The organism is Bacillus sp. JUb11 (assembly GCF_024807925.1).
Lineage (GTDB): Bacteria > Bacillota > Bacilli > Bacillales > Bacillaceae > Bacillus > Bacillus altitudinis.
Genome location: NZ_JANUEZ010000002.1, coordinates 259,292 through 282,670, shown reverse-complemented (window position 1 = coordinate 282,670; position 23,379 = coordinate 259,292). Strand labels below are relative to the sequence as shown.

Genomic DNA, 23,379 nt, shown 5'->3' with positions numbered 1-23,379 from the left:
GTCAAAGGCTGTTTTTCTTTTATAAGGACAGACAAGACGTATTCGGAATCACATATACAACCTATCTGCACTGTAGTATAATATTCCCGAAATTAGAAAAGAATTGACGAAAGAGATGACGTCAAGCAGTACATAAAGCAGGGGGTTTATTGATGAAGAAGTTAACTGGTATTTGGCTATCATTGTTACTTGTGATCGGTGTTTTAGCAGGGTGTGCAGGTGCGGAAACGGACCAAAAAACAAACAGTTCAAAGCCTAAAGAGACAGCGGCTGCGGCATTTCCTGTATCCATCAAAGATGCAGCTGGTAAAACAGTTGAAATCAAAGAACAGCCTAAACGAATTGTTTCGTTAATTCCAAGTAATACAGAGGTTGCCTATGCCCTTGGCCTTGGAGATAAAATCGTTGGTAGATCAGACTTTGACAACTATCCAAAGGAAGTAGAAAAGGTGGAGAAGATTGGCGGTCTTGATTTCAATGTAGAGAAGGTTATTTCCTTAAAACCTGATCTTGTCTTAGCACATGCATCACAAATGAGTTCAAAAGACGGATTTAAACAGCTTGAAGATGCAGGTATTCAAGTGCTGACTGTTAATGATGCAGCTTCCTTCAAAGATGTGTATAAGTCTATTAATATGATTGGTGAAGCAGCTGGCGTAAAAAAGGCATCAACGAAGCTTGTAGACGAGATGAAATCAAAACTGAATGACATCAAAAAACAAGCAGAATCCATCTCCAAAGACAAACAAAAAACAGTTTTTGTCGAAGTATCAGGTGCGCCTGAAATTTATACAACAGGTAAACAAACGTTTATGGACGAAATGTTGTCTGTCATTCATGCAAAAAATGCTGCTGGCGACCAAACAGGCTGGGTGCAAATGACGGAAGAATCAATTATTAAACGAAATCCTGATGCCATCGTTACGATTGATGGCGCAAGTTTAGCTGATCTGAAAAAAAGAGACGGCTGGAAGGCGATCAAAGCAGTCAAAGAAAAACAAGTCTTTCAATTGAATACGGATCTGGCATCAAGACCGGGACCGCGATTGGTTGAAGGAGTGGAGGCTCTTGCGAAAAGCATCTATCCTGACACGTTCAAATAAAATCATCATCGCATACACAGCAAGTGTCTTACTTCTTGTGGTGAGCATTGGAATGGGAATCTCATTTGGCAGTTTAGGGATTCCCATTCCTTCTATACTTCGGATTTTTGTTCATGAAGTATTTGGAATTCAGGCCGGAATCATTGATGCGATTGACCGCAATATTATGATGAATATCCGGCTGCCGAGAGTGATATTAGCGGCGTTAGTCGGAGCAGCTCTGGCGTTATCTGGTGCAGCCTTTCAAGGTTTATTAAAAAATCCCCTCGCTGACCCTTATACACTTGGGGTATCTCAAGGGGCATCTGTGGGGGCTGTAGCCACATTGTTTTTCAGTTTGCAGTTTCCTTTGCTTGGCAGTTTTACACTGCCTTTTTTGAGTATGACAACAGCGCTTGTCACACTATGTCTCGTCCTCTTTTTTGCCCGTATGGTTCACCGAGGAATGAGCATTTCTTCTTTAATTTTGACGGGGGTCATCTTTAGCTCTTTTTTAGGAGCCCTCATTTCATTAATGATTGCGTTAACAGGTGATGATTTAAAAGAGATTATTCATTGGCTTCTAGGCAGTGTGTCTATGAGAGGCTGGCGATATATTGCTCTTTTCCTTCCTTTTTTCCTCATTGGTACATTTGCATTGATCTTGATGGGAAGAGATTTAAATGTGATGACATATGGCGAAGAAAAGGCAAAACTGTTAGGGGTTCATGTGAAACGGAGCAAATATGTGGTGTTGCTTGCTGGTTCGATTCTGACTGGAAGTGCGGTGGCTGTGTCAGGAACGATCGGATTTGTAGGACTGGTGATTCCACATTTTATCCGTCTTTTATCCATTACGGATCATCGTCATTTGCTGCCTTTGTCGATGCTGAATGGTGCTTCCTTTCTCGTTTTAGCAGATGTGCTCTCCCGTACGATCATTGAACCGACTGAATTGCCTATTGGCATCATTACGGCGTTAATTGGTGCTCCTGTCTTTGGTATCATCCTCATCCGCAGATATAGAGGAGGGACGCATCTATGATTCAAGTGAAGGAAGTTAGAGGAGGATATGGTGAAAAAGAGGTCATTCATGGCGTGAGTTTTGAAGTGGAGCGAGGGGAATTCCTCGGCATCCTTGGTCCGAATGGGAGCGGTAAGACGACGCTACTTAAAATGATCGCAGGTATTTTAGCACCTGAGAGCGGCCAAGTAACACTAAGTGGCCATCCAGTTCAATCCTACCGGCCAAAGGCACTTGCGCAAAAATTGGCGGTTCTTCCCCAGAAGACCGATCAAGCCTTTTCATTTACAGTGGAAGAAACGGTCCAGTTTGGGCGTTATCCTTATCAGAAAGGATGGCTACAATCTGTTACAAAAGAAGATATCGAGATTGTCAGCAAGGTGATGGACCAAACAGATATTGCTCAATTTAAGGATCAATCCATCCATGAGTTAAGCGGTGGAGAACAGCAGCGGGTTTACTTAGCTCAAGCGCTGGCTCAGTGCCCTGACTATTTATTGCTGGATGAACCAACCAGTTTTCTTGATTTAGCTTATCAAAAAGAGTTACTCGATTTGATTAAACAAGAGACGGTTTCCTCTAACTTAACGGTGATCGGTGTGTTTCATGATGTGAACATTGCCAGTTTGTATTGTGACCGTCTGCTTTTGCTGAATGAAGGAAAGTTGGACATGCTGGGAGAACCGCATCATGTGTTGACCACCGAACGGGTGAACCGGGTGTATGAAACAGATGTAACACCTCTCCAACATCCACTGCGGGCAAACCCTCAGCTGGTAATTGAACCTGCGTCCATCTCTGAACATTCAAGGCTGAACTTAGCGAATGGGTGGAAAACATATGGCGCAAACGGAATGACATTTTCTACTCATCATCCATTGCGCATCCTTTCATCACATGAGAAAAGCGGGGGTTTCTTTTGGACACGGTCCCTTGGAACGGGAACTGAAGCACTCCATGACATGCTGGATGATGAGGAAGGGTACTTATTTCTTGGTCAATCTGATGGGCCGAAGCAATACGCCGCTGAAGATGATGATGAAGATGTCCTTCTTTATGGGATGCATCAAGAAGGAGAGCTGTCCGTTTGGCTTGTGCTGAAAGGAACGATATCAGATGGTGCGTCTGTCCAGCTAATGGGCGAGCTGATGCACTTCATTAAACAAGAGACAAGTATCCAGGTACATCATCTTTGTATCGCTGCTGCCAATGCAGAAGAAAAGGAGCATACTGCTCATTTACATGAAAGAGTCAGACTGAAAGTGAAGCATCTTCTTCATACATTGAATGCCATGAAAAAGTGAACCGGTTGGTTCACTTTTTTTGTTGAAAACATCAACATCTACTTATGTCACCCACTGAATATTTGAAAAAAACGAAAAAAGATGTTGCTAAATAAATCATATTACTTTTATAATAAGAATCATGAAAGCGTTTTAATAATTAGTTGTTTAAAAATGCAACAACTAGAAGGGGAGGATCATTTGAACATTCAGGGAATCATTCCAGCTATTTTGACACCGCTTACAGAAGAAGAGCATTTTCATCCAGAAGTGACAAAGCAACTTATTGATCATTTAATCGACTCAGGTGTGCACGGCATCTTTGCTTTAGGGACAAACGGCGAATTTCATTTGTTTTCAGAGGAAGAAAAGCTTCAAATTGCTGAAACTGTTGTAAAGGCTGCGGGCGGCAGGGTGCCTGTATACATGGGAGCAGGTGAGAATAGCACTGAGGCAACCATTAAGCTGTCAAACAAGTTCGCAGATTTAGGCGTAGATGTCTTGTCGGTTATCACCCCTTATTTTGTTGCGCCATCACAAGAGGAGCTGTATGAGCATTTTCGTCATATTTCAGAAAATGTGACCATCCCCATTTTACTTTATAACATTCCATCAAGAACAGGTGTGTCACTTGCGCCAGAGACGGTTGCAAGGCTCAGCGTCCTACCGAATGTGTTAGGTATTAAAGACAGTAGTGGAGATATTGCCAATATCAAAGCGTATCTCGATGTCACAAAGGATGAAGAGTTTGTCGTGCTTGCAGGAACGGATTCCCTCATTTTAGAGACATTGAAGCTAGGCGGAACAGGTGCAGTGGCGGCAACGGCAAATGTGCTTCCCAAAACCGTCGTTGGCATTTATGAATCGTTTCAGCAAGGAAATCTTGACCAAAGTGAGCAATGTCAGCAGCAGCTGCAGCCGTTAAGAGCGACATTCACATTAGGAACGTTACCAGCACCTTTGAAAAAAGCAGCTGAACTTTCAGGGATTCCTGTAGGTCCGCCAAAAAGCCCGGTCAAAGCATTATCCGACGAGGCTTTAGAAGCTGTGGTGAACATGATGGAGAATTATCGGATACAAGCAAAAGCAGCAAAGGAGTCGTGAAGAGATGACAATATCACATTATCACTTTCAAACGGCATCACACATTGTTTCTGGCGCCCACTCTCTAGAGCTCCTTGGGGAGAAACTAGAGCTATTAGGACTTAGCAAGTTGAGATCGATTTTTATTTTAACGCAGCCATCCATCGTGTCTCTTGGTTACGCTGATCAAATCAAAACAGAACTTGCGAAAAAAGGGATTGCGAGTGAGATCAGCACAGAGATTAAGCCTGAACCAACGGAAGAAAATATCGAGGACGTATTCCAGACATTTTTAAAAGGGGAGCATGAAGCCATTATTGGGATTGGTGGCGGGAGTGTGCTGGATGCGGCCAAAATATTAGCTGTTCTAAAGACGAATGATCAGCCAATTTCTGATCTCGTTGTCACGAACCTTGTTAAAAAAAGAGGAGTTCCAACGATTCTCATTCCAACAACCTCAGGTACGGGATCAGAAGTGACACCAAACGCGATTGTTACCTTTCCGGAAAAAGAATTAAAAATTGGCATGGTCAGCCCATACCTTTTGCCTGATCTTGTGATCTTAGATCCCGCACTGACACTCAAATTGCCAAAAGCCATTACCGCAGCTACAGGGATGGATGCGTTTACGCATGCGCTTGAATCGTATATTTCAAATAAAGCCAATCCATTTAGTGATATGTTTGCACTCGAATCGATGAGGCTCATTTCAGCAAGTATTCAGGAGGCCTATCATCACGGGGATAACATGACAGCAAGGGAGGATATGCTGGTTGGTGCCATGTATGGCGGGATGGCGCTCACAAGTGCCGGAACCGCTGCTGTTCATGCAATGGCTTATCCGTTAGGGGGGAAATACAAGATTTCACACGGTGTCGCTAATTCCATGCTGCTTCCTCATGTTACGGCGTTTAATGCAGACCATATCAAAGATCGTCTTGAAGATATTGCTAGAGTGATAGGGATCGAAGAGAAAGGATCAAAGCATACGCTTGCAGAGCAAGTGATTCGTCAAATTGAAGAGTGGACAGCGGATTTACACATTCCTCAACAACTCAAAGCCTTCGGTGTGTCAAAAGAAGATGTGCCGGCACTTGCTGAAGCTGCTTCGGAGGTGAAGAGATTAATGGATAACAACCCGAAGCCGATGTCTGTCTCTGATATTGAACAGGTCTATATGAAACTGCTCCACGTTTAACACTTCATACGTCACTGGGATGGGACATAAGAAGTTGCTTCATACGGCTTGCACACAAAGGGGGATTTTAAGTGAATGTCTTAAGCAGTTCTGTCATCACATTTATTTTAATCGTCATTATTCTCTATATTCTGTTTACGACCTGGCTGACGATGCGTTTCCGCAGTAAGTCTAACTCAGAATTTAACAATGCCGCTAAGTCACTTCCAGCTATTGTGGTCGGTATTTTGTTAATGAGTGAATTCATTGGAACGAAGTCAACTGTCGGAACAGCTGAATCTGCTTTTACACACGGGCTTTCCGCTTCATGGTCTGTTATCACAGTTGCTATTGCCTTTTTTATTTTTTCCTTTTTCTTAGTGGGAAAGTTTTATCGAACAGGACAATACACGATTTCAGGTATTATTGATCAAAAATTTGGAAAATCAACAAAGCTTGTTGTCTCTGTCATTATGATTGCAGCCCTGCTCTTAGTGAATCTAGGAAACTATTTAAGTGGTTCAGCTGCCATTGCATCTATTCTTGGCCTTCCTTTAATGACCTGTGCCATCATCACGGCGGTTGTGAGCACATTTTATTTTACTTTCGGAGGAATGAAGGGGGTTGCATGGGTCACGATCCTTCATTCAATTGTGAAGTATGCGGGGATTTTAATTACACTAGGGGTAGCCCTTTATTTAACAAAAGGCTTTGAGCCAATGAAACAAACATTACCCGACCATTTCTTTACATGGGATGGGACCATCGGTTGGGGAACGATTGGAGCTTGGTTTATAGGAAATATGGGGGCCATTTTTGCGACGCAGTTTATCATTCAAGCGATCACCTCGTCGAAAAGTGAGCGAGAAGCGAAAAAATCGACCCTGTATGCAGCACTCCTTTGTTTGCCGCTTGCCATTGCGATCGGGATCATCGGTATCTCAGCCCGTTATTTGTATCCAGACATTGACCCTATTTATGCTTTCCCTGTCTTTTTACAGCATATGAATCCGATTTTGAGCGCTATTGTGGCAACGTCGCTTGTCGCATCCATTTTTGTTGGTGTCTCGACGGTTGCACTTGCTACAACCACGTTAATTATTGATGACTTTTATGTACCGAAAAAGAAACCATCACCAGAGCAGCGTATGAAGGTGACTCGGTATGTAGCTGTCATGGTTGGGATTGTGCCGCTTGTGGGGGTCGCACTTGCACCAGAGTTGCTGTCACTTTCCTTTTTTACACGAGCACTTCGAACATCGATTGCAGTTGTAGCAGCAATGGGCTTTTACTTGCCATACTTTAATTCAAATAGAGGAGCAACCATTGGTCTTGCCGCTTCAGGCATCGCCACGACGGTGTGGTATTTACTCGATAATCCATTTGGAATCGATAATATGTATGTGGCCATTATCATTCCTTTCCTAGTTCTGGTGATGGATCGATGGATCAGCCCGCCAGCTAAAAAGGATCAATCACTGAAAGGAGAATTATGATGACAAATGAAGACATCATGATCAAAATAGATGGAAAATTGCGACAAAATGAACAAGACGCAGCAAGAAAAGAAGCCTTTCTACCAACAGATTGCGTGCAAAACCATGCGGCTAATCTCATCGAGCTGGATAATGGAGATTTGCTGTGTGTATGGTTTGGCGGTACGCAAGAAGGAATTCCTGATATCTCTATCTATATGTCAAGGCTCAAGCTAGGAAGTAATCAATGGACGAAGGCTGTGAAGCTGTCTGATGATTCTACACGATCTGAACAAAATCCAGTTCTTTTTCAAGAGAAAGATGGCAGGCTGTGGCTGCTTTATACAGCACAACTTTCTGGCAATCAAGATACAGCTCTTGTGAGATATCGTTTATCGGAGGATAGAGGAGAGACTTGGGGAGAGATTGGTACTTTATTTGATCAGCCGGGGACGTTTATACGACAGCCTATTGTTGTATTGGATAATGATGATTGGCTCTTTCCGGTGTTCTATTGTAAAACGATTCCTGGCGTAAAATGGACAGGAAACCGTGATGTCAGTGCTGTGAAGATTTCCTCAGATCAAGGGAAGACCTGGGAAGAGGTCACTGTGCCAAACAGTACTGGCTGTGTTCATATGAATATCGGAAAATGTGCGGATGGTTCCCTGCTTGCCCTCTTTAGAAGCCGGTTTGCTGATTCGATTTATATGAGCCGTTCAGTGGATCATGGACGGACATGGTCTGAGCCAAGAGCAACAGAGCTGCCAAACAATAACTCATCCATTCAATTTACGGTGCTCCATAATGGTCATCTTGCCCTCGTTTATAACCATATCAATGCGGATGATCAAACAGAAAGAAGAGCGTCCTTGTATGATGAGATTGAGGATGAAGGCGATACACGAACGGCTGTTGATACAGAGGCGCGTCCAGCCTTTTGGGGAACACCGCGTGCGCCAATGACACTTGCCATCTCGACGGATGACGGTGCGACATGGCCCGTCAGACGTAACCTTGAAATTGGCGATGGATATGCCATGACAAACAACTCAAAGGACAAATTGAATCGAGAGTATTCCTATCCATCCATCACAGAAGGAAAAGATGGTAGTCTGCACATTGCGTTTACTTTTTACCGGCAGGCCATCAAGTATGTGTGTGTGAAAGAAGAATGGACTCATCACACGTCGTAACCGCAAGGGATCAGTGTTTCCGTGAATTGTAACCCTCATTTTCTTCATTTATAATTGATGTTTGGAGGGTTGTCTCAATTTGCTAACATTTGGACTCCCTCAACGTATGTCTCACGATGAAGAGATAAAAAATGGGGGGTCCTTTTCATGAGTATAAAAGTATTAGGTATTGCGCCGTATAAAGGATTAGGCGATGTATTAATCGACCTTGCCAAAGACGAAAAAAGCATCACATTCCAGCTTGAAGTCGGAGATCTTAGGTCTGGTGTTGCACTGGCAGAACAGGCCGAGGCTCAAGGAATGGATATTATTATGAGCCGCGGGGGGACAGCTGCGCTTATTCAAAAGCACGTCAACATTCCAGTGGTGGATATCCCTGTGTCAGGCTACGACTTGCTTCGTGCCCTCACGCTGATTAAAGATTACCAAGGGAAAAAAGCAGTAGTTGGATTTGAAAATATTACACAAGGTGTACGCACCATCGGAGAGTTATACGGGATCAAAATTGATATTTATACGATACAGCAAGAGGAAGAAGTGTGGGATCTTTTACAGCAGTTACAGGAACAAGGGACACAGGTTGTGCTGGGGGATGTGATTACAGATAAAGCGGCCAAGGAGTTGGGGATGCAAAGCATGCTCATTACCTCAGGACGTGAATCTGTCAAAGAAGCGTTTCATCAAGCAAAACAAATGTACCGTTTATATAAAGAGGCGACAGCTGAGCAGCGCCTCTTTCGTGAAATGATTGACCAGGAGTCAAAAGGGATGCTGATCATTGATCAGCACAATCAGCTTTATTTTATCAATCAGCAAATGAAAGAATGGACAGAAAAAGGGTTATTTGCACCGTTTACGTCTCATGTTGATGTGATGGCATGGTGCCCGGCGCTTGAACCAGCAGTAAAAGCGGTTCGAGAAGGAAAACAAAGTGGATATTCTCAAATCTCCTTTCAGCAGCAAGTGTGGCATGTCAAAGGAAGCTTGTTATCTAAAGGGGAGCTGTTTTTGACGATTGAGAAGCCTTCTGCTGTGATCAATAGAGAGGGTCAGCATATATGGACGCTGGCCGCACCTGTTCATTCAGCACATCCATTTGCTCTTTTTACTGAGCAGAGTTCAAATATGAAAGATGTGATTAAAAGAGCAAAAGCGTTCAGCCAAACAGATCGATCGATTTGTCTCTATGGTGAACAAGGAACTGGTAAATCAAGCCTTGCTTTCGCTATTCATCAAATGAGCGAGAGGAAAAATGAGAGCTTTATGACGGTGCATTGCAGCCGTTTGGCGGAACCAGATGATGTAAAAGCAATTCCGGTGCATCAAAAAGGGACGATCTTTCTGAAGGATATTGATCGTGTCCCAATGGCTATGCAGCCCATCATGGCCGAGCAGCTTAGTCATCATCAGCAGAACATTCGCTGGATGGCTGCATCTACAGTTGATTTGTTCAAATTGATGCAATCTGGGGCGTTTCATGAAGACCTATATACGTGTTTGCAGGAGCTCGTCATTCATGTCCCGCCGTTATCTGAACGGGCAGAAGATATTGAGGATATGAGCCGGTTATTTATAGCTGAATTAAATTCTCTTTATGGGACGCAGGTTGTTGGGCTGTCAGCAGAAGTGATTGCCGCCTTTCAAAACGAGCGATTTAGAGAAAATGTCCGGCAGTTCAAGCGGATTATGGAAGAACTGGTGCTGACAACAAAAAGTGGATATATCACGTTGAGTAAAGCAAAGCCGGCAATTGAGCAACTTGCTTCTGAGAATGAAGAAAAACAGCTGTCCAGCTATTTACATGGCACGCTTGACGAGATTGAAAGACGAATCATTCGGACGGTGCTGGAAGAAGAAAATATGAATCAATCAAAAGCAGCAAAGCGGCTAAATATTAACCGCACGACGCTGTGGAGAAAGCTAAAGGAATAATATGCAATGAGACCGAGGTGTCTAAATGACAAACGATCTATTAAAAAAAGGAGCGAACTTAGAGCAAAAGGTGATCATTGTGGCTGATGATTTAACAGGCGCAAGTGATACAGGTGTTCAATTTGTGAAGGCCGGTTTAAAAGCCTCTGTGCTGTTCCAGCCGTCACTTGAGGATATGAGCCGGTACAAGGAGGAAGATGTACTGATTGTCGATACAGACTCACGAAGTATGTCTTCTGAAAGAGCGTATAATGAGGTCAGTCAAGTGATTCAGCCGTTTCTACAAGGGGATTCGCACCTTTTCTTTAAAAAAATAGATTCAACGTTAAGAGGAAATATAGGAGTAGAGCTTCAGGCACTAATGGATCTTGGCCGGTTTGATGCGGCAGTCATTGCCCCCGCTTACCCCGATGCGAATAGATCTACGGCCTATGGGATTCATTATGTGGAGGGTGTGCCTGTTCATCTATCAGAAGCAGCGAAGGACCCAAAAACGCCTGTTCTGACATCCAGTATTTCAGACTTAATTGACGAGCAGACAAACATCAAGCCAAAACATCTTTCGCAGCAAGCGGTCTATTCAGAGCTAAACGAAACGAGTCATGACATTTCATCTTTATTAAAACATGGTCATCAATGGTTTGTGTGTGATGCAGAAACGAACAATGATTTAACACAGATCGTTGATTTGTTTATGAAGATCAATCAAAGAGTGCTTTGGGTCGGGTCAGCCGGACTCGCTGGCGCATTATCATCCTATGTCGCGAAACACTGCAATCTTTCTCATGCAAAAAAGCATGAATCTGTTCTCATCGTTTCAGGAAGTGCTTCTCAAAAAACAAATGAGCAGTTTGCTTTTTTAAGAGAAAAACACGATTGTCTCGAGGTGAAAGTGAACCCGTTGAATGTATTAAACGGCCGTGAAGCATGGGAAAGGAAATCAGTCATGGATCAGCTGCTCATGCGTCAGGATGAAGATATTCTCCTTTATACAGACGCAAGGCCAGAAATGGTTGAACAGATGTTGGCATACGGTGAAGCGAATGGCATGACAAGACAAGAAGTAGGAAGTACCTTATCTGTCTGTCTTGGTAAGATCACAAAAGACATTGTTGAATTAACAGGGATGAAACGCCTTTTTTTAACTGGTGGAGATACGGCGCGTGCGATATGCCATGAGCTTGGAGCAGGCGGGATTCAGCTGTTGAAAGAAATTGAACCCGGCATCCCGCTTGGGCGGCTCGTTGATACGAGTGTATATGCGGTCACAAAAGCAGGGGCATATGGTCAAAAAGATTCTGTGCTCCATGCGGTTGAAGTGTTGAAAAACATAGAGGGGGTAGACGAATGGCAAAACCAATCATTGCTGTAACGATGGGAGATGCTTCTGGGGTTGGTCCTGAAATTATTTTAAAAGCCTTCCAGCAAAGTCGTTTACATGAAGAAGCCGTTCTATTTGTCATTGGAGACACCCATATATTAAATAGGGCGAAAGATTTTGTGAATACAGATGTGGAGATTGTCAGTATTAAAGAACCAGAGGAAGCGGAACAAGTAAAATCTGGTGCCGTTCCTTGTCTTGATCTTCATCTATTAACAAGCGATATTCCAGTAGGAGAGATTTCAAAAGAAGCAGGGAATGCCGCTTTTCGATATCTTGAAAAAGCCATTACACTTGCGAATGACCGTAGAATTGACGGCATTTGTACAGCGCCGTTAAACAAGGAAGCACTTCATAAGGCTGGTCATATGTATCCAGGGCATACAGAAATTTTAGCTGACCTGACAGGTACGGACGATTATGCCATGATGCTGGCAGCTCCTAATTTAAAAGTGGTGCATGTGACGACACATATCGGATTAATGGATGCCATCTTAAAAATCAATCCTGAGCGTGTATACACAACGATTAAACTGGCTCATGATACCCTCGTTCGATCTGGTATCCCTGCACCTAGAATTGCTGTGTGCGGGATTAATCCACATGCCGGGGAGAATGGTTTGTTTGGAAACGGAGAAGAAGAGGAGAAGATCATTCCAGCGGTAGAACGAGCACAGGATGAAGGGGTTCAAGTATTTGGCCCGCTACCAGCTGATACACTGTTCTTTAGGGCGACAAGAGGCGACTTTGATATCGTTGTGGCGATGTATCATGATCAAGGGCATGGGCCAATCAAGGTGCTTGGCTTAGAATCAGGCGTGAACATTACAGTTGGATTGCCTATAATCCGTACAAGTGTCGATCATGGGACGGCATTTGATATTGCAGGAACAGGAAAGGCTGATTCTGCGAGTATGGAAGAAGCCATTCGGCAGGCAATCATGCTTTCTGGTACGAGAGAGAACCGATAGTAAAAGAGAAAGAGCCTTCAAATGGAGGCTCTCAGCGTGTAGACAAACCCTCGCATTCGGTGTCAGTCCTGCGCTTCGGTGCTCACGAATGTCAAATTCGCTCCGCGCCGATGCTCGTCCTTCCTAGACTGCAAAGGTTTTCTATCACGCTGAAAAGAAGACAAAGGGTTAAAATAAAGTTCATTTTAACCCTTTGTCAACAATCTGAGAGCCTTCCAATGGGGCTCTTTCTTTAGTTCATATACGTTCCGCCATTCATATTGATGGTTTCCCCTGTGATGAAATCTGACTGATCAGAGGCTAAAAAGGTAACGGCGTTTGCGACTTGCTGCGGTGTTCCAATTGTTTTCAGAGGAATTCTTTCTAAAACAGATCTACGGTATTCATCACTCCACTGTTTGCTCATGTCTGTCTCAATTGGCCCAGGACAGACAGCATTTACATGAATGTGATGTGCTGCTAATTCTTTGGCAAGATGCATCGTTAAGTAATTGATACCTGCCTTTGAAACGCCGTAAGCGGGTGATGCATTGTGATGAGGGGTTTTGCCAGTAGTTGAACTCATGTTGACAATCTTCCCGCCTTGCTGTTTGATCATGTCAGGAATGACTGCTTGACACATGAGAAACGTACCCGTCAAATTAATATCAATTAGTCTTTTCCATTCATCAACAGATGTATCGACTGTTGATTTCCGCAAATTGATCCCAGCATTGTTGACCAATATATCAATCTGTCCAAAATGGTTTTTTGCCTTCTCAACGAGGGAGGCAGCTGTCGCTGGTAAACTAGCATCACCAGCGACAGAAACAGCGCGTGTCTCTTTTTTATTCAGAGAGGAGCAAACGTCTTGCAATAGCACTTCATTCGTTCCGTTCAGCACCACTTTAGCTCCTTCAGAGACAAATGCCTCCGCAATGGCGCGGCCAATCCCTCTGCTTGCACCTGTAATGATTGCTACTTTGTTTTGTAAAGTCATCTATCATCCCACCCATCTGTCATAATTAAAAAGCGCTTTCATTTATTATAAAATGTGATGTTTCATCATTCAACATATAAAGTGGAAATGAAGAGGTTTTGAATAAAAGTGTTTCATAATAAAACAAATACATCTTTTCCACTTCAGGGTATACTAAAAGGAACAAGCAATGGATAAGGGGGAACCTCAATGAAACTTTATACAAAAACCGGAGATCAAGGTCAAACAGGCTTGATTGGCGGGCGGGCTGATAAAGATGACGCAAGAGTAGAAGCGTACGGTACATTAGATGAGGCGAATAGTTTGATTGGACTAGCCCATGCAAACTTAAGGCAGCATGGCGAATTGTTTCAAGATATTCTATCTGAGCTGATGGTCATTCAGCATGAACTGTTTGACTGCGGCGGTGATTTAGCAGCGGTGAAACCACCGAAAGAAGGCAAGTTAAAAGAAGAATCTGTCACAGTCCTTGAAGAGCGAATGGACGTGTATGTAGAAGAAGCCGCACCGCTGACTAAATTTATTTTACCTGGCGGCCAGGAAGGTGCTGCCCTCTTACATGTAGCGCGAACAGTCGTCAGGAGAGCCGAGCGGCATATTGTGACACTCGCAAAGCAGGATGAGATTCCAGCAGTTACGCTCACATATGTGAACCGTCTATCCGATTATTTATTTGCTGCCGCCCGTATTGTGAATCATCGGCTTGGTGAAGCGGATGTTGAATATGAACGAAGTGCAGATGTGTTTCGTTCTTAATGAGGAAAAGCACTCTTCTAGTCGAAGAGTGTTCAGCGTGTAGACAAACCCTCGCATTCTTTGTCAGTCCTGCGTGCCGGTGCTCACGAATGTCCAATTCGCTCTGCGCCCAGTACTCGTTCTTCCTAGACTGCAAAGGTTTTCTATCACGCTGAAAAGAAGACAAAGGGCTAAAATCAAGTTCATTTTAGCCCTTTGTCAATAATCAGAGCACTCTTCTAGTCGAAGAGTGCTTTTTCTATAGATTCAACCGCTCAGTCTGAGCCATGTTACGACTCTGGTCGCAATCAAAGATCAATCTACGACACGTTTTGCCGGCTTCCTTTTTTGACTATAGTTAAAGCAAGGAGCAAGAAAGGAGGCATGAAGATGAAAATCACAAGTAAAACCATCATCGGTTCAATCCTGATGTTTATCGGTTTATCCATCTTCTTTGGTGGTTCATTGGGCGGGCTGATCCCGACTTTGATTGGGGCGTGGCTCATTTATGTAGGTGTCAAAAAATATGATAAAGGCAGTAAAACAACAGGGGTCATACTCTCTATTATCGGTGTATTGCTCGTCGCACAGTCACTGCCATTTTTACTCGGAATCGCATTTGCTGGAGTACTTCTCTACTTTGGTTGGAAGATGATCAATGGTGAATCTGCAAAGGAATCATCCGGCAGAACAACATATATGGAGCCAAACACGGAACCGAACATGGAAGAATCTATGCACACGTCATTTGATCAAGAATGGGAAGACTTTTTAAAGAAAAAATAAAGGGAGGAATATGAAATGGTATTAAGAAGAGTACGTGATATGTTTGTTGCAACAGTCAATGAAGGCTTAGATAAATTGGAGAATCCGCGTGTCATGCTGAATCAATATGTTCGTGATATGGAGGACGATATTGCCAAAGCGAAGCATGCGATCATTAAACAGCAAACCATTCAGCAAGGTTTCTTGAGAAAAGCAGAAGAAACAGAAGAATTTGCTGATAAGCGAAAGAAACAGGCGGAGCTGGCGTTTCATGCAGGAGAAGAAGAACTTGCACGGAAAGCACTGACTGAAATGAAGTATTTTGAAGAAAAGCACAACGAATATCAAGAAGCCTATCAGCAATCTGTTAAACAGCTGAAAGAGCTGAAAGAACAGTTGCAGCATCTAGAAACAAAGCTGCGTGATGTTAAAGACAAGAAGCAAGCGCTGATTGCAAGAGCCAATGCCGCACAGGCAAAGCAGCATATGAATGAATCTATGAATAAGGTTGATAGTGAAAGTGCTTATAAAGAATTTCTACGCATGGAGAACCGTATAGAGGAAATGGAGACAAAAGCGGGTAGCTATGCACAATTTGCCGATCAGGGTGCTTATGCTCATCTTGATTACGCTGATGAGGTTGAAAAGGAATGGCAAAAGCTTAAGCGATCAAAGCAGCTTGAGAAACAGCCGGCAAACTAATGGAAATGTGTCAAAACGGAAGAAAAACAGGATTTTTCTTCCGTTATTTGATTTCTTTCTGTTTCGCTTTTCCTTATAATAAAAAGGTCAAAGGATAAAGGGATGATATAAATGAAACGGTTCATTGGTCTAATTTGTATACTTGTTGGTGTTTTTTTGATGATTGGGATGCTTTTCAAAAATGGAGATCTCTTTCATTTGAGCTTTTCTCGTGATAAAGCGGTCACAACAGCTTCAGCGAAAAAGGATGAGGTTGAACAATTAGATATCTCTCTTTCTGGATTTCGCATCAAGGTGAAGCCGGAAGATCGTTCGGATATTTCTGTGATGGTTGTGAATGGAAAAGGGAAAATGTATGCGGAACAAACAGGCGGAACATTCAAAGTCCGTGCTGAAAATAAAGGATTTTTGTTTTTCTCTGCATTTGAAAAAGGAGAACTCTTAGTCAAAATTCCAACAGATTATCATAAAGATGTGAAAATAACAGGTGGAATCGGCGTGAGCGAAGTAAATGGCGAAGGAAAGCTGTCTCTTCAAGATGTGACGCTGAAATCAACGAGCGGAAACCTCACAGCTGAGAACTTCTCAGCAAATCGTGTGGAAATCAAAGCGACTTCTGGCAGACTTTCAGTGTCTCATATTGATGCGAAGGAAAGTGATATTGGTGCCACTTCTGGTCGTGCTGATATTCAAGATGTAAAAGGAAAGCTGCAATTAGGCATGACAAGCGGCAGGCTGACAGCAAGCTTTGATACAATTGATTCACCAGTCGACTTTCACATGACATCAGGCAGTGCGAAATTTAACTTGCCAGATGAGGGAGATTTCAAAGTCCAAGTGAAAAAAACGAGTGGACGTATTGATCATTCGTATGATTTTGACCAAGCGGATAGTGAAGGCCGAGGTTTTACCGGCACGCATGGGAAAGGGACACACTTAGTCGATATTGAGATGACAAGCGGAAACTTAAAATTGCGGTAAACAAACGTAAAAAGGAAGGAGGCGAGTCAACTGCGTTTTTCTAGAAATCAAATTTTAGGCATCATTGTGGTGATTTTCGGTATAAATCTTTTTCTCAAAATTATTGGGATTGGGGCAGACTTATTTTGGCCAGTGTTTTTTGCTCTAGCTGGTTATTGGCTGCACTCTCGATCTAAACGTTGGCTCGGTTCGGTTTCCTATATTTTTGCAGGCTTTCTCTTCTTGAAGTTTCTACTAAATATCACGTTTAGTTTGACTGGGTATTTATTTGCTGCCTTTTTGATCTATGCGGGCTATCGTTTATTGAAAAACAAACCTGTTTTTGATGTCGATAAAAAGGAATCATCAGACGATGGAAAGCCTTCACTGAAAGTCAATCTTGAAAAAGAGGGCGATCAGAAGAAAACAAAAAGCCAGACAAAGCCGCGCAAAGAACATGATTTCTTCATCGGTGAAGTCAGGCTGATGAAAAAACCATTTCAATTAAGCGATTTGACCATTTCAGGTTTTATTGGCGATGTCAAAATCGACTTATCAAAGGCGATCATTGCAGAGGAAGAGAGCACGATCGTCATTAGTGGGCTCATCGGAGATGTCGATATTTATGTACCGCAGGATATTGAAGTGTGTGTGAGTGCTTCGGCTGCAATTGGTGATATGAAAATCATTGATGAAAAAAGAAGCGGGTTCGGCAGTAAAGTGTATGTCATGACAAATGATTATGATGAGAGCAAGCGAAAAGTGAAAATCTCCATTTCTCTCCTGATTGGGGATGTGGATGTGAGGTACTTATGAGGAAACTGCATTTAGGCATCCAGTGGCAATCTGTTCGTCTTGCAGTCGGTATCTCGCTTGGTGTTGTCATCATGACGACACTCCCGATGTTTTTTTATTACCAGCTTGATCCTATGATTTTGCTGTCTACGCGGTGGTTCGGCATCCCGTTTTTTTGTATTTTACTCATTATTAGTCTCGCCATTGGTGTATCAGCGGGGCATGTGTTTGGCTATCAGCATAAGAAGCGGTTGGATCAGCTTGTAGAGTCGATTTTGAAATTTGAAAATGGGAATTTTGCCTATAGACTGCCTTCTCTAGGTGATGATGAAATTGGTTTGGCGGCAGATCAATTAAATGAAATGGCGAAACGAGTGGAAGGGCAAGTAGCCTCCTTACAAAAGCTTTCAAATGAGCGAGCTGAATGGCAGGTTCAAATGAAAAAATCGGTTGTCTCAGAAGAGCGTCAGCGTCTAGCGCGTGAGCTGCATGATGCAGTCAGCCAGCAGCTATTCGCCATTTCGATGATGACGTCTGCGATTCTTGAAGGGATGAAGGAAAAGGATGAAAAGATTTTAAAGCAAATGCGTCTTGTGGAACGAATGGCTGGCGATGCACAAAATGAGATGCGTGCACTCCTTCTGCATTTAAGACCGATCACCCTTGAAGGAAAAGACTTGAAAAAAGGCTTGATTGAGCTACTCAATGAATTTCAGGCAAAGCAGCCAATTGATATTGATTGGGAAATAGAAGATGATGCTCCGCTGTCTAAAGGGGTGGAGGACCATCTGTTCCGAATTGTGCAAGAAGCCCTTTCCAATGTGTTTAGGCATGCAAAGGCGACAAAGGTGACAGTACGTCTGCTTATTCGGAACCGTCAAGTTCAGTTGAAAATTATCGACAACGGGATTGGTTTTCAAACAGATCATGTGAAGACTGCTTCCTACGGACTTGAATCGATACGAGAAAGAACAAGTGAAGTAGGCGGTGTCGCAGAGATTATGTCATTTGAGGGAAAAGGCACACAAATTGATGTGAAGGTTCCCATTTTTGATGAAGGAAAAGGAGAGAACGTTCGATGATTCGAGTGCTTTTAATTGACGATCACGAAATGGTGAGAATGGGTCTTGCTGCTTTTTTAGAGGCACAGGCGGATATTGAAGTCATCGGTGAAGCGTCAGATGGACAAAAAGGTGTAGAACTAGCGGTTGAATTAAAGCCAGACGTGATTTTAATGGACCTTGTTATGGAAGGCATGGATGGCATCGAAGCAACGAAAAGAATTTGTCAAGAAATAGAGGATGCCCGGATTATTGTACTGACGAGCTTTATTGATGATGATAAAGTGTATCCAGTTATTGAGGCTGGTGCCTTAAGCTATCTTTTAAAAACATCGAAAGCAGGAGAAATTGCTGATGCCATCAGGTCTGCGAGTATCGGCGAACCAAGACTTGAATCAAAAGTAGCTGGAAAGGTCATGAACAAACTCCGCCATTCATCAAATGGGTCCATTCTGCACGATTCGTTAACCGCAAGAGAGATGGAAATATTAAAGCTGATTGCCGATGGAAAATCGAATAAGGTCATTGCTGAGGAATTGTTTATTACCATCAAAACAGTCAAGACGCATATTACCAACATTCTTTCCAAGCTTGATGTAGAAGACCGCACACAAGCAGCCGTGTATGCACATCGCCATAAGCTGATTCAATAAAAAAACAGCTTTCAAATGAAAGCTGCTGGAACATGCGCAAAATTAGTCCTTCTGTCCTGTGATTGGACGTTCGGATAGTTGATGGAGCTCAGGAACTGGAAAAGCCTCCTGGTCCTCGGCCGATTTGTCTTCCAGGGTTTTCTTCATCTCGGAAAGCAGTTTGACGCTTTCCTTTGCCACTGCCGCTTTTTTCTCTTGCAAATCAATGATCTGTGAAAGTCCAACAAATAAACCGCCTCCAATCAGAAGGAGCGCAGGGGTTTGTCCATAATAAATCACGATCAAAAATGTGCTTGAAAAGCTGTCGGCTTCAATGAAGAAATCTTCTTTTGATTGCATGAATACCACGACTAACAGAAGTATTCCTAGAATCAAAAATAGAATGCCGGCCGAAAGTAAAGCTCGTTTCATGATTGACACCCTTTTTTTCTTACCATTTTAACATACTCTATAAGGATTGTGTTGCGCCCTTAGTCCCGAAGTCACGGATTTTCACATTTACCTTGTAACGAATATCGGATTCACTAAAAATGTCATCCCAATGTTTTGCTTCTTTTCGGAATTCCTTCGGATAGGCAATACTCGCTTTTTGATAAAATCCACAAATATCTGCTTTGATCTCATGCTGTAATTCCCCGATAAAATCTTTTACATTTTCCTCCAGTCGATGTGCCACGACTTTCTCAATTTCTTGGAGGTATTTTTCATTAAATGAATTTTCCCGTTCATTCCAATCCTCAGACAATCTTCCATCAAGCTCCACTGACACATCAAATTCATATTTGCCACTGGCTGTTTTATGGGTGTCAATGTTGTGTTTGATTTTAAAGATCTCAAAAGAATAAATGCTATGTTCATATTGGAATTCAATCACTCCGCCTGTTGCATCTCCAGTCAGCAGGTTGTAGGACTGCACCGCTAAAGGAGAGATGTTGGTGAGAAATCGTTTGTTCTGAATAATCGAGGCACCATCCAGCATTAATTTGCCCTGACTGACACTGACTTTCGGAATGGCAAAGGATACGTTGTTTTGCATAGCAGAAGAAATATCTCCTAAGGAAACGGGCTTGAACATACGAATGGTCGTTTTTGTATTCGAAGAAATATCGTATAAGGTGGAAGCGGCAGGCTGCCCGTCGTCATTGATTTTCAACATATCTCCAGGCTTCTCAGAAGCCATAAAGACAAGGCTTCCTCTTCGTGTTTCATTGTCCCGAATGAATTGATTGATGACCAAATCGAAATTATTTTCATTGATAAGGTCTTGAGAAAACAAATAAACCCTCAGCTGCTGAGCAAAAATGCGGTGTGTTTTTAGGGCCGTTGTACGAAAAATTTGGTGTATGGAATCACCGCTTGTCTCAATAATCTTCGTCGGATCTTTCACGCTTGATTCTTGCTCAATTTTTTGCGGAACGAGCACCTGCATAGACAGCTTCAATTTATGTCCGTCATCTCCTTTATCTACAGCAAATCCAATTGCCATGTTGAGCTCCTCGATATTTGTACTATCCCAGCACCCGCATAATAGAATCAGTGAGAAGAGCGCAAGAACCGCTTTCTTTTTCATGCTGTTTTCCGCCTCCTTTTGAAAAATACGATGATAAATAAAAGAAACGGGAGTATACCAAATAGAAGAAAGAACAAGTTGTTTACGTAGGTTAAATAGTCTCGGACCGTATCAACATCTTTTGGGAAAAGAGCGGCAAAGAAGATCACAATGCCCATCAAGGCGAGCGCGATTTTTTTAGGGAATTTAGTCAATTTGATGACTCCTATCGTAGCAAAAAACGTATATCCTACAAAGCTCGTATAAAGCTGGACAAGCCAAACAATCAGCAAAAAGGATTCAATCCGTTCAATAAAAATCCCCTGAATATCAAATGATTGAAATAAGGCAATGGTCGGCCACGTCAGAGTCGCCGTTTCTTTCACCGTGAGCGCACCAACCACAAGAATATAGGTGAAAATATAGATGATCGCAGGAATCAAAAAGCCGATGGAGCCATATGCAAAAGTGTGTTTTTGCGTATTCATATAGGCAGGCATGAAAAGCATCATTTCAATGCCGACAAACGAAATGGCCGAAGCATTCAAGGAATTGAAAACAGGGGAAATGCCCTCTCCTAAAACTGGCCGTAGGTTATCGAGCTTAAACTCTTGTACACTAAGTCCGTAGGCTACAAATAAGATGATGAGTGTGACAATCAGAAAAAAAGGGCACAGTCGGGCAAAATCACCAATCCCTCCAATCACAAGGTAAAAACCAACCAAAATAAAGCTGATCATCGTCACGGCTACAGGTGTGTTTTGAAGTAGAAAGAATTTCACCATCTCAGACATGGCTCGCACTTCATAGCTGGCAACGCCGAGAAAGTAAATAATAATCAACAGGTTGGCAAGTGAGCCAATCCATTTCCCAAGTCCTTCTTTTGTATAGTCATAGTAGGAAGAAAAGGAGACCTTTTTCATCATGAGCACATTGACAAAAATGAACACAATGTATATCACACTCATGAGTAAGAGTGCAATCCAGCCGTCAGGTGTAGGCGCAGCTTGAGCCATTGATCTTGGCAGAATCATCATACTTGCGCCTAGCGTGGTATTGGCGATAATGGCACTTGCCTGATAGCTTGTGATCGACTCTTTATGATTGACCATGTCGTTCCCCTTTCTTTTGATTTTTCAAAGGCAATCTGATGATGGAATTGTCCTCATTTTTATAACTGAACACAAAATCTGGTGAAAAATATGGGGTGCCAAAGCTTTTTTGTCTTGTCAAATGAGTGAGTAAGACGAGCATAAACAGGACAAGTCCATATAAACCGAATGCAGCTGCAGTAAACATGGATACAAAGCGAAGGACACGAAATGATATCCCCATTCCATATTGAGGAAAGGTAAAGGATGCAAGTGCAATGACGCTGACAATAATGACCATAATGGAGCTGACGATATGGGCTTGTACGGCTGCCTGCCCAATGACAACACCGCCCACAAGTCCGATTGTTTGTCCAAGTGGATTAGGAAGCCTTAACCCAGCCTCTCGCAGCAGCTCAATGGTCATTTCCATGATGAGTGCTTCCACAATAGGAGGAAAGGGGACATTCTCTCGTGTGCTTGATATGGAAATAGCTAAAGTTGTGGGCAAAAGACCTTGATGGAAGGACACAAGGGCAATATAAATGGCTGATAAAAACAATGTGAGAAAGATGGACGTAAAACGTAGCAAACGAATAAGAGAGGCGGCGATCCATCTTTCATAATAATCATCAGGTGACTGCATAATCGTCGCGAGGGAAGCAGGCACAATTAAGATAAAAGGCGAATGATCGACAAAGATGGCGACGCGCCCATTGTTTAAAGCAGATGCCACTTTATCAGGCCGTTCTGTGTTTTGAATTTGCGGAAAAGGAGAATACACATTGTCTTCAATGAGCTCTTCAAGGACGCCAGAGTCTTGTATATCATCAATGGTGACTTGTTTGAGACGCTTTTTTACCTCTTTTAAAACAGAGGGCTCAACGATCCCGTCAATGTACATGATCGATACTTGGGTGTATTTCTTTTCGCCGATTTTCATGTCTACTGTTTTGAGATCAGGATTTTTCAAACGCTGTCTGACGAGAGCTAAGTTCGTGTTGATATCTTCAATGAAACCAATCTTTGGTCCTCTTACGACGGTTTCAGATGTAGCATCTCCTAAATTGCGTTTCTTCGTTCCATGTGTTTCTAAAATATAAGCGTGCTGAAATCCATTAATCAGTACGACACAATGTCCTTGAAAAATAGCATCTACTAGTTCTTCAGAGGTTTTTACCGTACGGGTAGTCATCATCGATAAATTGGATTCTAGCTTCTCTTTTGTTAGAGAGGCATGATCTTGCAATAGCAGCTTTAAGAAGGTTTGAATCTGCATCGCTTCGTTCATTTCTTTAATGTATAAATAGTAGACAACCTGTCCATGAGGCAATGTTTTTTTCTCATGGATCAAATCATCCATGTCCTTTAACTGAGGGAGAATGACAGAGAGATTATCGTATAAGTGCTCTTTCAATGGAGTTTGATTCAAATGGATCACCCACCTCAATTTCTTTTTCTTAGCATTACCTGCTTGAAAAAACA

At 42.7% G+C, this 23,379-nt stretch carries 22 protein-coding genes; 17 read left to right on the top strand and 5 right to left on the bottom strand.

The window, feature by feature from the left end; genetic code table 11:
* Window positions 1-152 precede the first annotated feature (152 nt).
* The 10 genes from M2369_RS04685 to pdxA all read left to right on the top strand — a co-directional run bounded on the left by M2369_RS04685 (window position 153) and on the right by pdxA (window position 12,604).
* Window positions 153-1,103, top strand: coding sequence for an ABC transporter substrate-binding protein (locus M2369_RS04685; protein ID WP_159145106.1), 951 nt, complete (start codon window positions 153-155; stop codon window positions 1,101-1,103).
* Entirely contained in the window at window positions 1,069-2,127 is a 1,059-nt protein-coding gene (locus tag M2369_RS04680) for a FecCD family ABC transporter permease (protein ID WP_259253436.1), read from the top strand. Before M2369_RS04685 ends, M2369_RS04680 begins: the two co-directional genes overlap by 35 nt.
* Window positions 2,124-3,410, top strand: a complete 1,287-nt coding sequence (locus M2369_RS04675; RefSeq protein WP_259253435.1) for a heme ABC transporter ATP-binding protein — start codon at window positions 2,124-2,126, stop codon at window positions 3,408-3,410. Before M2369_RS04680 ends, M2369_RS04675 begins: the two co-directional genes overlap by 4 nt.
* A gap of 180 nt (window positions 3,411-3,590) precedes the next feature.
* Complete coding sequence (gene dapA / locus M2369_RS04670) at window positions 3,591-4,493, top strand: 4-hydroxy-tetrahydrodipicolinate synthase (protein ID WP_144666013.1); 903 nt, start codon at window positions 3,591-3,593, stop codon at window positions 4,491-4,493.
* Between the two features lie 4 nt (window positions 4,494-4,497).
* Window positions 4,498-5,670: an iron-containing alcohol dehydrogenase gene (locus tag M2369_RS04665; protein ID WP_259253434.1), complete on the top strand. Its 1,173-nt coding sequence runs from the start codon at window positions 4,498-4,500 to the stop codon at window positions 5,668-5,670.
* A gap of 71 nt (window positions 5,671-5,741) precedes the next feature.
* The gene (locus M2369_RS04660; RefSeq protein ID WP_144679190.1) at window positions 5,742-7,145 is read left to right on the top strand and encodes a sodium:solute symporter family protein; all 1,404 of its coding nucleotides are present in this window, start codon (window positions 5,742-5,744) and stop codon (window positions 7,143-7,145) included.
* Window positions 7,145-8,320: a sialidase family protein gene (locus M2369_RS04655; protein ID WP_259253433.1), complete on the top strand. Its 1,176-nt coding sequence runs from the start codon at window positions 7,145-7,147 to the stop codon at window positions 8,318-8,320. The genes M2369_RS04660 and M2369_RS04655 overlap by 1 nt, the downstream gene beginning before the upstream one ends.
* A gap of 147 nt (window positions 8,321-8,467) precedes the next feature.
* On the top strand, window positions 8,468-10,252 hold the full coding sequence (locus tag M2369_RS04650) for a sigma-54-dependent Fis family transcriptional regulator (RefSeq protein ID WP_160758010.1): 1,785 nt from the start codon (window positions 8,468-8,470) through the stop codon (window positions 10,250-10,252).
* Window positions 10,253-10,277: 25 nt separating this feature from the next.
* A complete protein-coding gene (locus tag M2369_RS04645; RefSeq protein ID WP_138278990.1) occupies window positions 10,278-11,624 on the top strand; it encodes a four-carbon acid sugar kinase family protein in 1,347 nt (448 codons plus the stop codon).
* Window positions 11,600-12,604, top strand: coding sequence for a 4-hydroxythreonine-4-phosphate dehydrogenase PdxA (pdxA, locus tag M2369_RS04640; RefSeq protein ID WP_138826415.1), 1,005 nt, complete (start codon window positions 11,600-11,602; stop codon window positions 12,602-12,604). The genes M2369_RS04645 and pdxA overlap by 25 nt, the downstream gene beginning before the upstream one ends.
* A gap of 232 nt (window positions 12,605-12,836) precedes the next feature.
* Here pdxA and M2369_RS04635 read toward each other — a convergent pair whose 3' ends face one another.
* Window positions 12,837-13,583: an SDR family NAD(P)-dependent oxidoreductase gene (locus M2369_RS04635; protein ID WP_039168189.1), complete on the bottom strand. Its 747-nt coding sequence runs from the start codon at window positions 13,581-13,583 to the stop codon at window positions 12,837-12,839.
* Window positions 13,584-13,772: 189 nt separating this feature from the next.
* Between M2369_RS04635 and M2369_RS04630 the strand changes: the two genes are divergently transcribed.
* From M2369_RS04630 to liaR, 7 genes are all read left to right on the top strand, one after another.
* A complete protein-coding gene (locus tag M2369_RS04630) occupies window positions 13,773-14,339 on the top strand; it encodes a cob(I)yrinic acid a,c-diamide adenosyltransferase (protein ID WP_259253432.1) in 567 nt (188 codons plus the stop codon).
* Window positions 14,340-14,708: 369 nt separating this feature from the next.
* Window positions 14,709-15,104 carry a hypothetical protein gene (locus M2369_RS04625; protein WP_135009695.1) on the top strand — a complete coding sequence of 132 codons (396 nt, stop codon included), beginning with the start codon at window positions 14,709-14,711 and terminating at the stop codon, window positions 15,102-15,104.
* Between the two features lie 15 nt (window positions 15,105-15,119).
* Window positions 15,120-15,785 carry a stress responsive protein LiaH gene (gene liaH, locus M2369_RS04620; protein ID WP_039168185.1) on the top strand — a complete coding sequence of 222 codons (666 nt, stop codon included), beginning with the start codon at window positions 15,120-15,122 and terminating at the stop codon, window positions 15,783-15,785.
* A 111-nt stretch (window positions 15,786-15,896) separates the two neighbouring features.
* Complete coding sequence (gene liaG / locus M2369_RS04615) at window positions 15,897-16,766, top strand: LiaG family protein (protein WP_045034575.1); 870 nt, start codon at window positions 15,897-15,899, stop codon at window positions 16,764-16,766.
* A 30-nt stretch (window positions 16,767-16,796) separates the two neighbouring features.
* Window positions 16,797-17,561, top strand: coding sequence for a cell wall-active antibiotics response protein LiaF (gene liaF / locus M2369_RS04610; protein ID WP_007500301.1), 765 nt, complete (start codon window positions 16,797-16,799; stop codon window positions 17,559-17,561).
* The gene (liaS, locus tag M2369_RS04605; protein WP_007500303.1) at window positions 17,558-18,622 is read left to right on the top strand and encodes a two-component system sensor histidine kinase LiaS; all 1,065 of its coding nucleotides are present in this window, start codon (window positions 17,558-17,560) and stop codon (window positions 18,620-18,622) included. The genes liaF and liaS overlap by 4 nt, the downstream gene beginning before the upstream one ends.
* Window positions 18,619-19,254 carry a two-component system response regulator LiaR gene (gene liaR, locus M2369_RS04600; RefSeq protein ID WP_007500305.1) on the top strand — a complete coding sequence of 212 codons (636 nt, stop codon included), beginning with the start codon at window positions 18,619-18,621 and terminating at the stop codon, window positions 19,252-19,254. Before liaS ends, liaR begins: the two co-directional genes overlap by 4 nt.
* 42 nt (window positions 19,255-19,296) lie before the next feature.
* Here the strand turns inward: liaR and M2369_RS04595 are convergent, their stop codons facing one another.
* From M2369_RS04595 to M2369_RS04580, 4 genes are read right to left on the bottom strand one after another with little or no spacing between them, the layout of a single operon-like run.
* Window positions 19,297-19,665, bottom strand: coding sequence for a hypothetical protein (locus M2369_RS04595; RefSeq protein ID WP_259253430.1), 369 nt, complete (start codon window positions 19,663-19,665; stop codon window positions 19,297-19,299).
* 37 nt (window positions 19,666-19,702) lie between these two features.
* A complete protein-coding gene (locus tag M2369_RS04590; protein ID WP_041507750.1) occupies window positions 19,703-20,824 on the bottom strand; it encodes a Ger(x)C family spore germination protein in 1,122 nt (373 codons plus the stop codon).
* On the bottom strand, window positions 20,821-21,915 hold the full coding sequence (locus M2369_RS04585) for a GerAB/ArcD/ProY family transporter (RefSeq protein WP_008347081.1): 1,095 nt from the start codon (window positions 21,913-21,915) through the stop codon (window positions 20,821-20,823). The genes M2369_RS04590 and M2369_RS04585 overlap by 4 nt, the downstream gene beginning before the upstream one ends.
* On the bottom strand, window positions 21,902-23,326 hold the full coding sequence (locus M2369_RS04580; protein ID WP_008347079.1) for a spore germination protein: 1,425 nt from the start codon (window positions 23,324-23,326) through the stop codon (window positions 21,902-21,904). Before M2369_RS04580 ends, M2369_RS04585 begins: the two co-directional genes overlap by 14 nt.
* Window positions 23,327-23,379 lie beyond the last annotated feature (53 nt).

Coding starts and splice junctions, on each gene's coding strand:
- liaH (WP_039168185.1), top strand. CDS start 15,120: ATGGTATTAAGAAGAGTACGTGATATGTTTGTTGCAACAGTCAATGAA.
- M2369_RS04635 (WP_039168189.1), bottom strand. CDS start 13,583: ATGACTTTACAAAACAAAGTAGCAATCATTACAGGTGCAAGCAGAGGG.
- M2369_RS04595 (WP_259253430.1), bottom strand. CDS start 19,665: ATGAAACGAGCTTTACTTTCGGCCGGCATTCTATTTTTGATTCTAGGA.
- M2369_RS04630 (WP_259253432.1), top strand. CDS start 13,773: ATGAAACTTTATACAAAAACCGGAGATCAAGGTCAAACAGGCTTGATT.
- M2369_RS04665 (WP_259253434.1), top strand. CDS start 4,498: ATGACAATATCACATTATCACTTTCAAACGGCATCACACATTGTTTCT.
- M2369_RS04625 (WP_135009695.1), top strand. CDS start 14,709: ATGAAAATCACAAGTAAAACCATCATCGGTTCAATCCTGATGTTTATC.
- liaS (WP_007500303.1), top strand. CDS start 17,558: ATGAGGAAACTGCATTTAGGCATCCAGTGGCAATCTGTTCGTCTTGCA.
- M2369_RS04645 (WP_138278990.1), top strand. CDS start 10,278: ATGACAAACGATCTATTAAAAAAAGGAGCGAACTTAGAGCAAAAGGTG.
- M2369_RS04685 (WP_159145106.1), top strand. CDS start 153: ATGAAGAAGTTAACTGGTATTTGGCTATCATTGTTACTTGTGATCGGT.
- M2369_RS04675 (WP_259253435.1), top strand. CDS start 2,124: ATGATTCAAGTGAAGGAAGTTAGAGGAGGATATGGTGAAAAAGAGGTC.
- pdxA (WP_138826415.1), top strand. CDS start 11,600: ATGGCAAAACCAATCATTGCTGTAACGATGGGAGATGCTTCTGGGGTT.
- M2369_RS04655 (WP_259253433.1), top strand. CDS start 7,145: ATGACAAATGAAGACATCATGATCAAAATAGATGGAAAATTGCGACAA.
- liaR (WP_007500305.1), top strand. CDS start 18,619: ATGATTCGAGTGCTTTTAATTGACGATCACGAAATGGTGAGAATGGGT.
- liaG (WP_045034575.1), top strand. CDS start 15,897: ATGAAACGGTTCATTGGTCTAATTTGTATACTTGTTGGTGTTTTTTTG.
- M2369_RS04590 (WP_041507750.1), bottom strand. CDS start 20,824: ATGAAAAAGAAAGCGGTTCTTGCGCTCTTCTCACTGATTCTATTATGC.
- M2369_RS04650 (WP_160758010.1), top strand. CDS start 8,468: ATGAGTATAAAAGTATTAGGTATTGCGCCGTATAAAGGATTAGGCGAT.
- M2369_RS04585 (WP_008347081.1), bottom strand. CDS start 21,915: ATGGTCAATCATAAAGAGTCGATCACAAGCTATCAGGCAAGTGCCATT.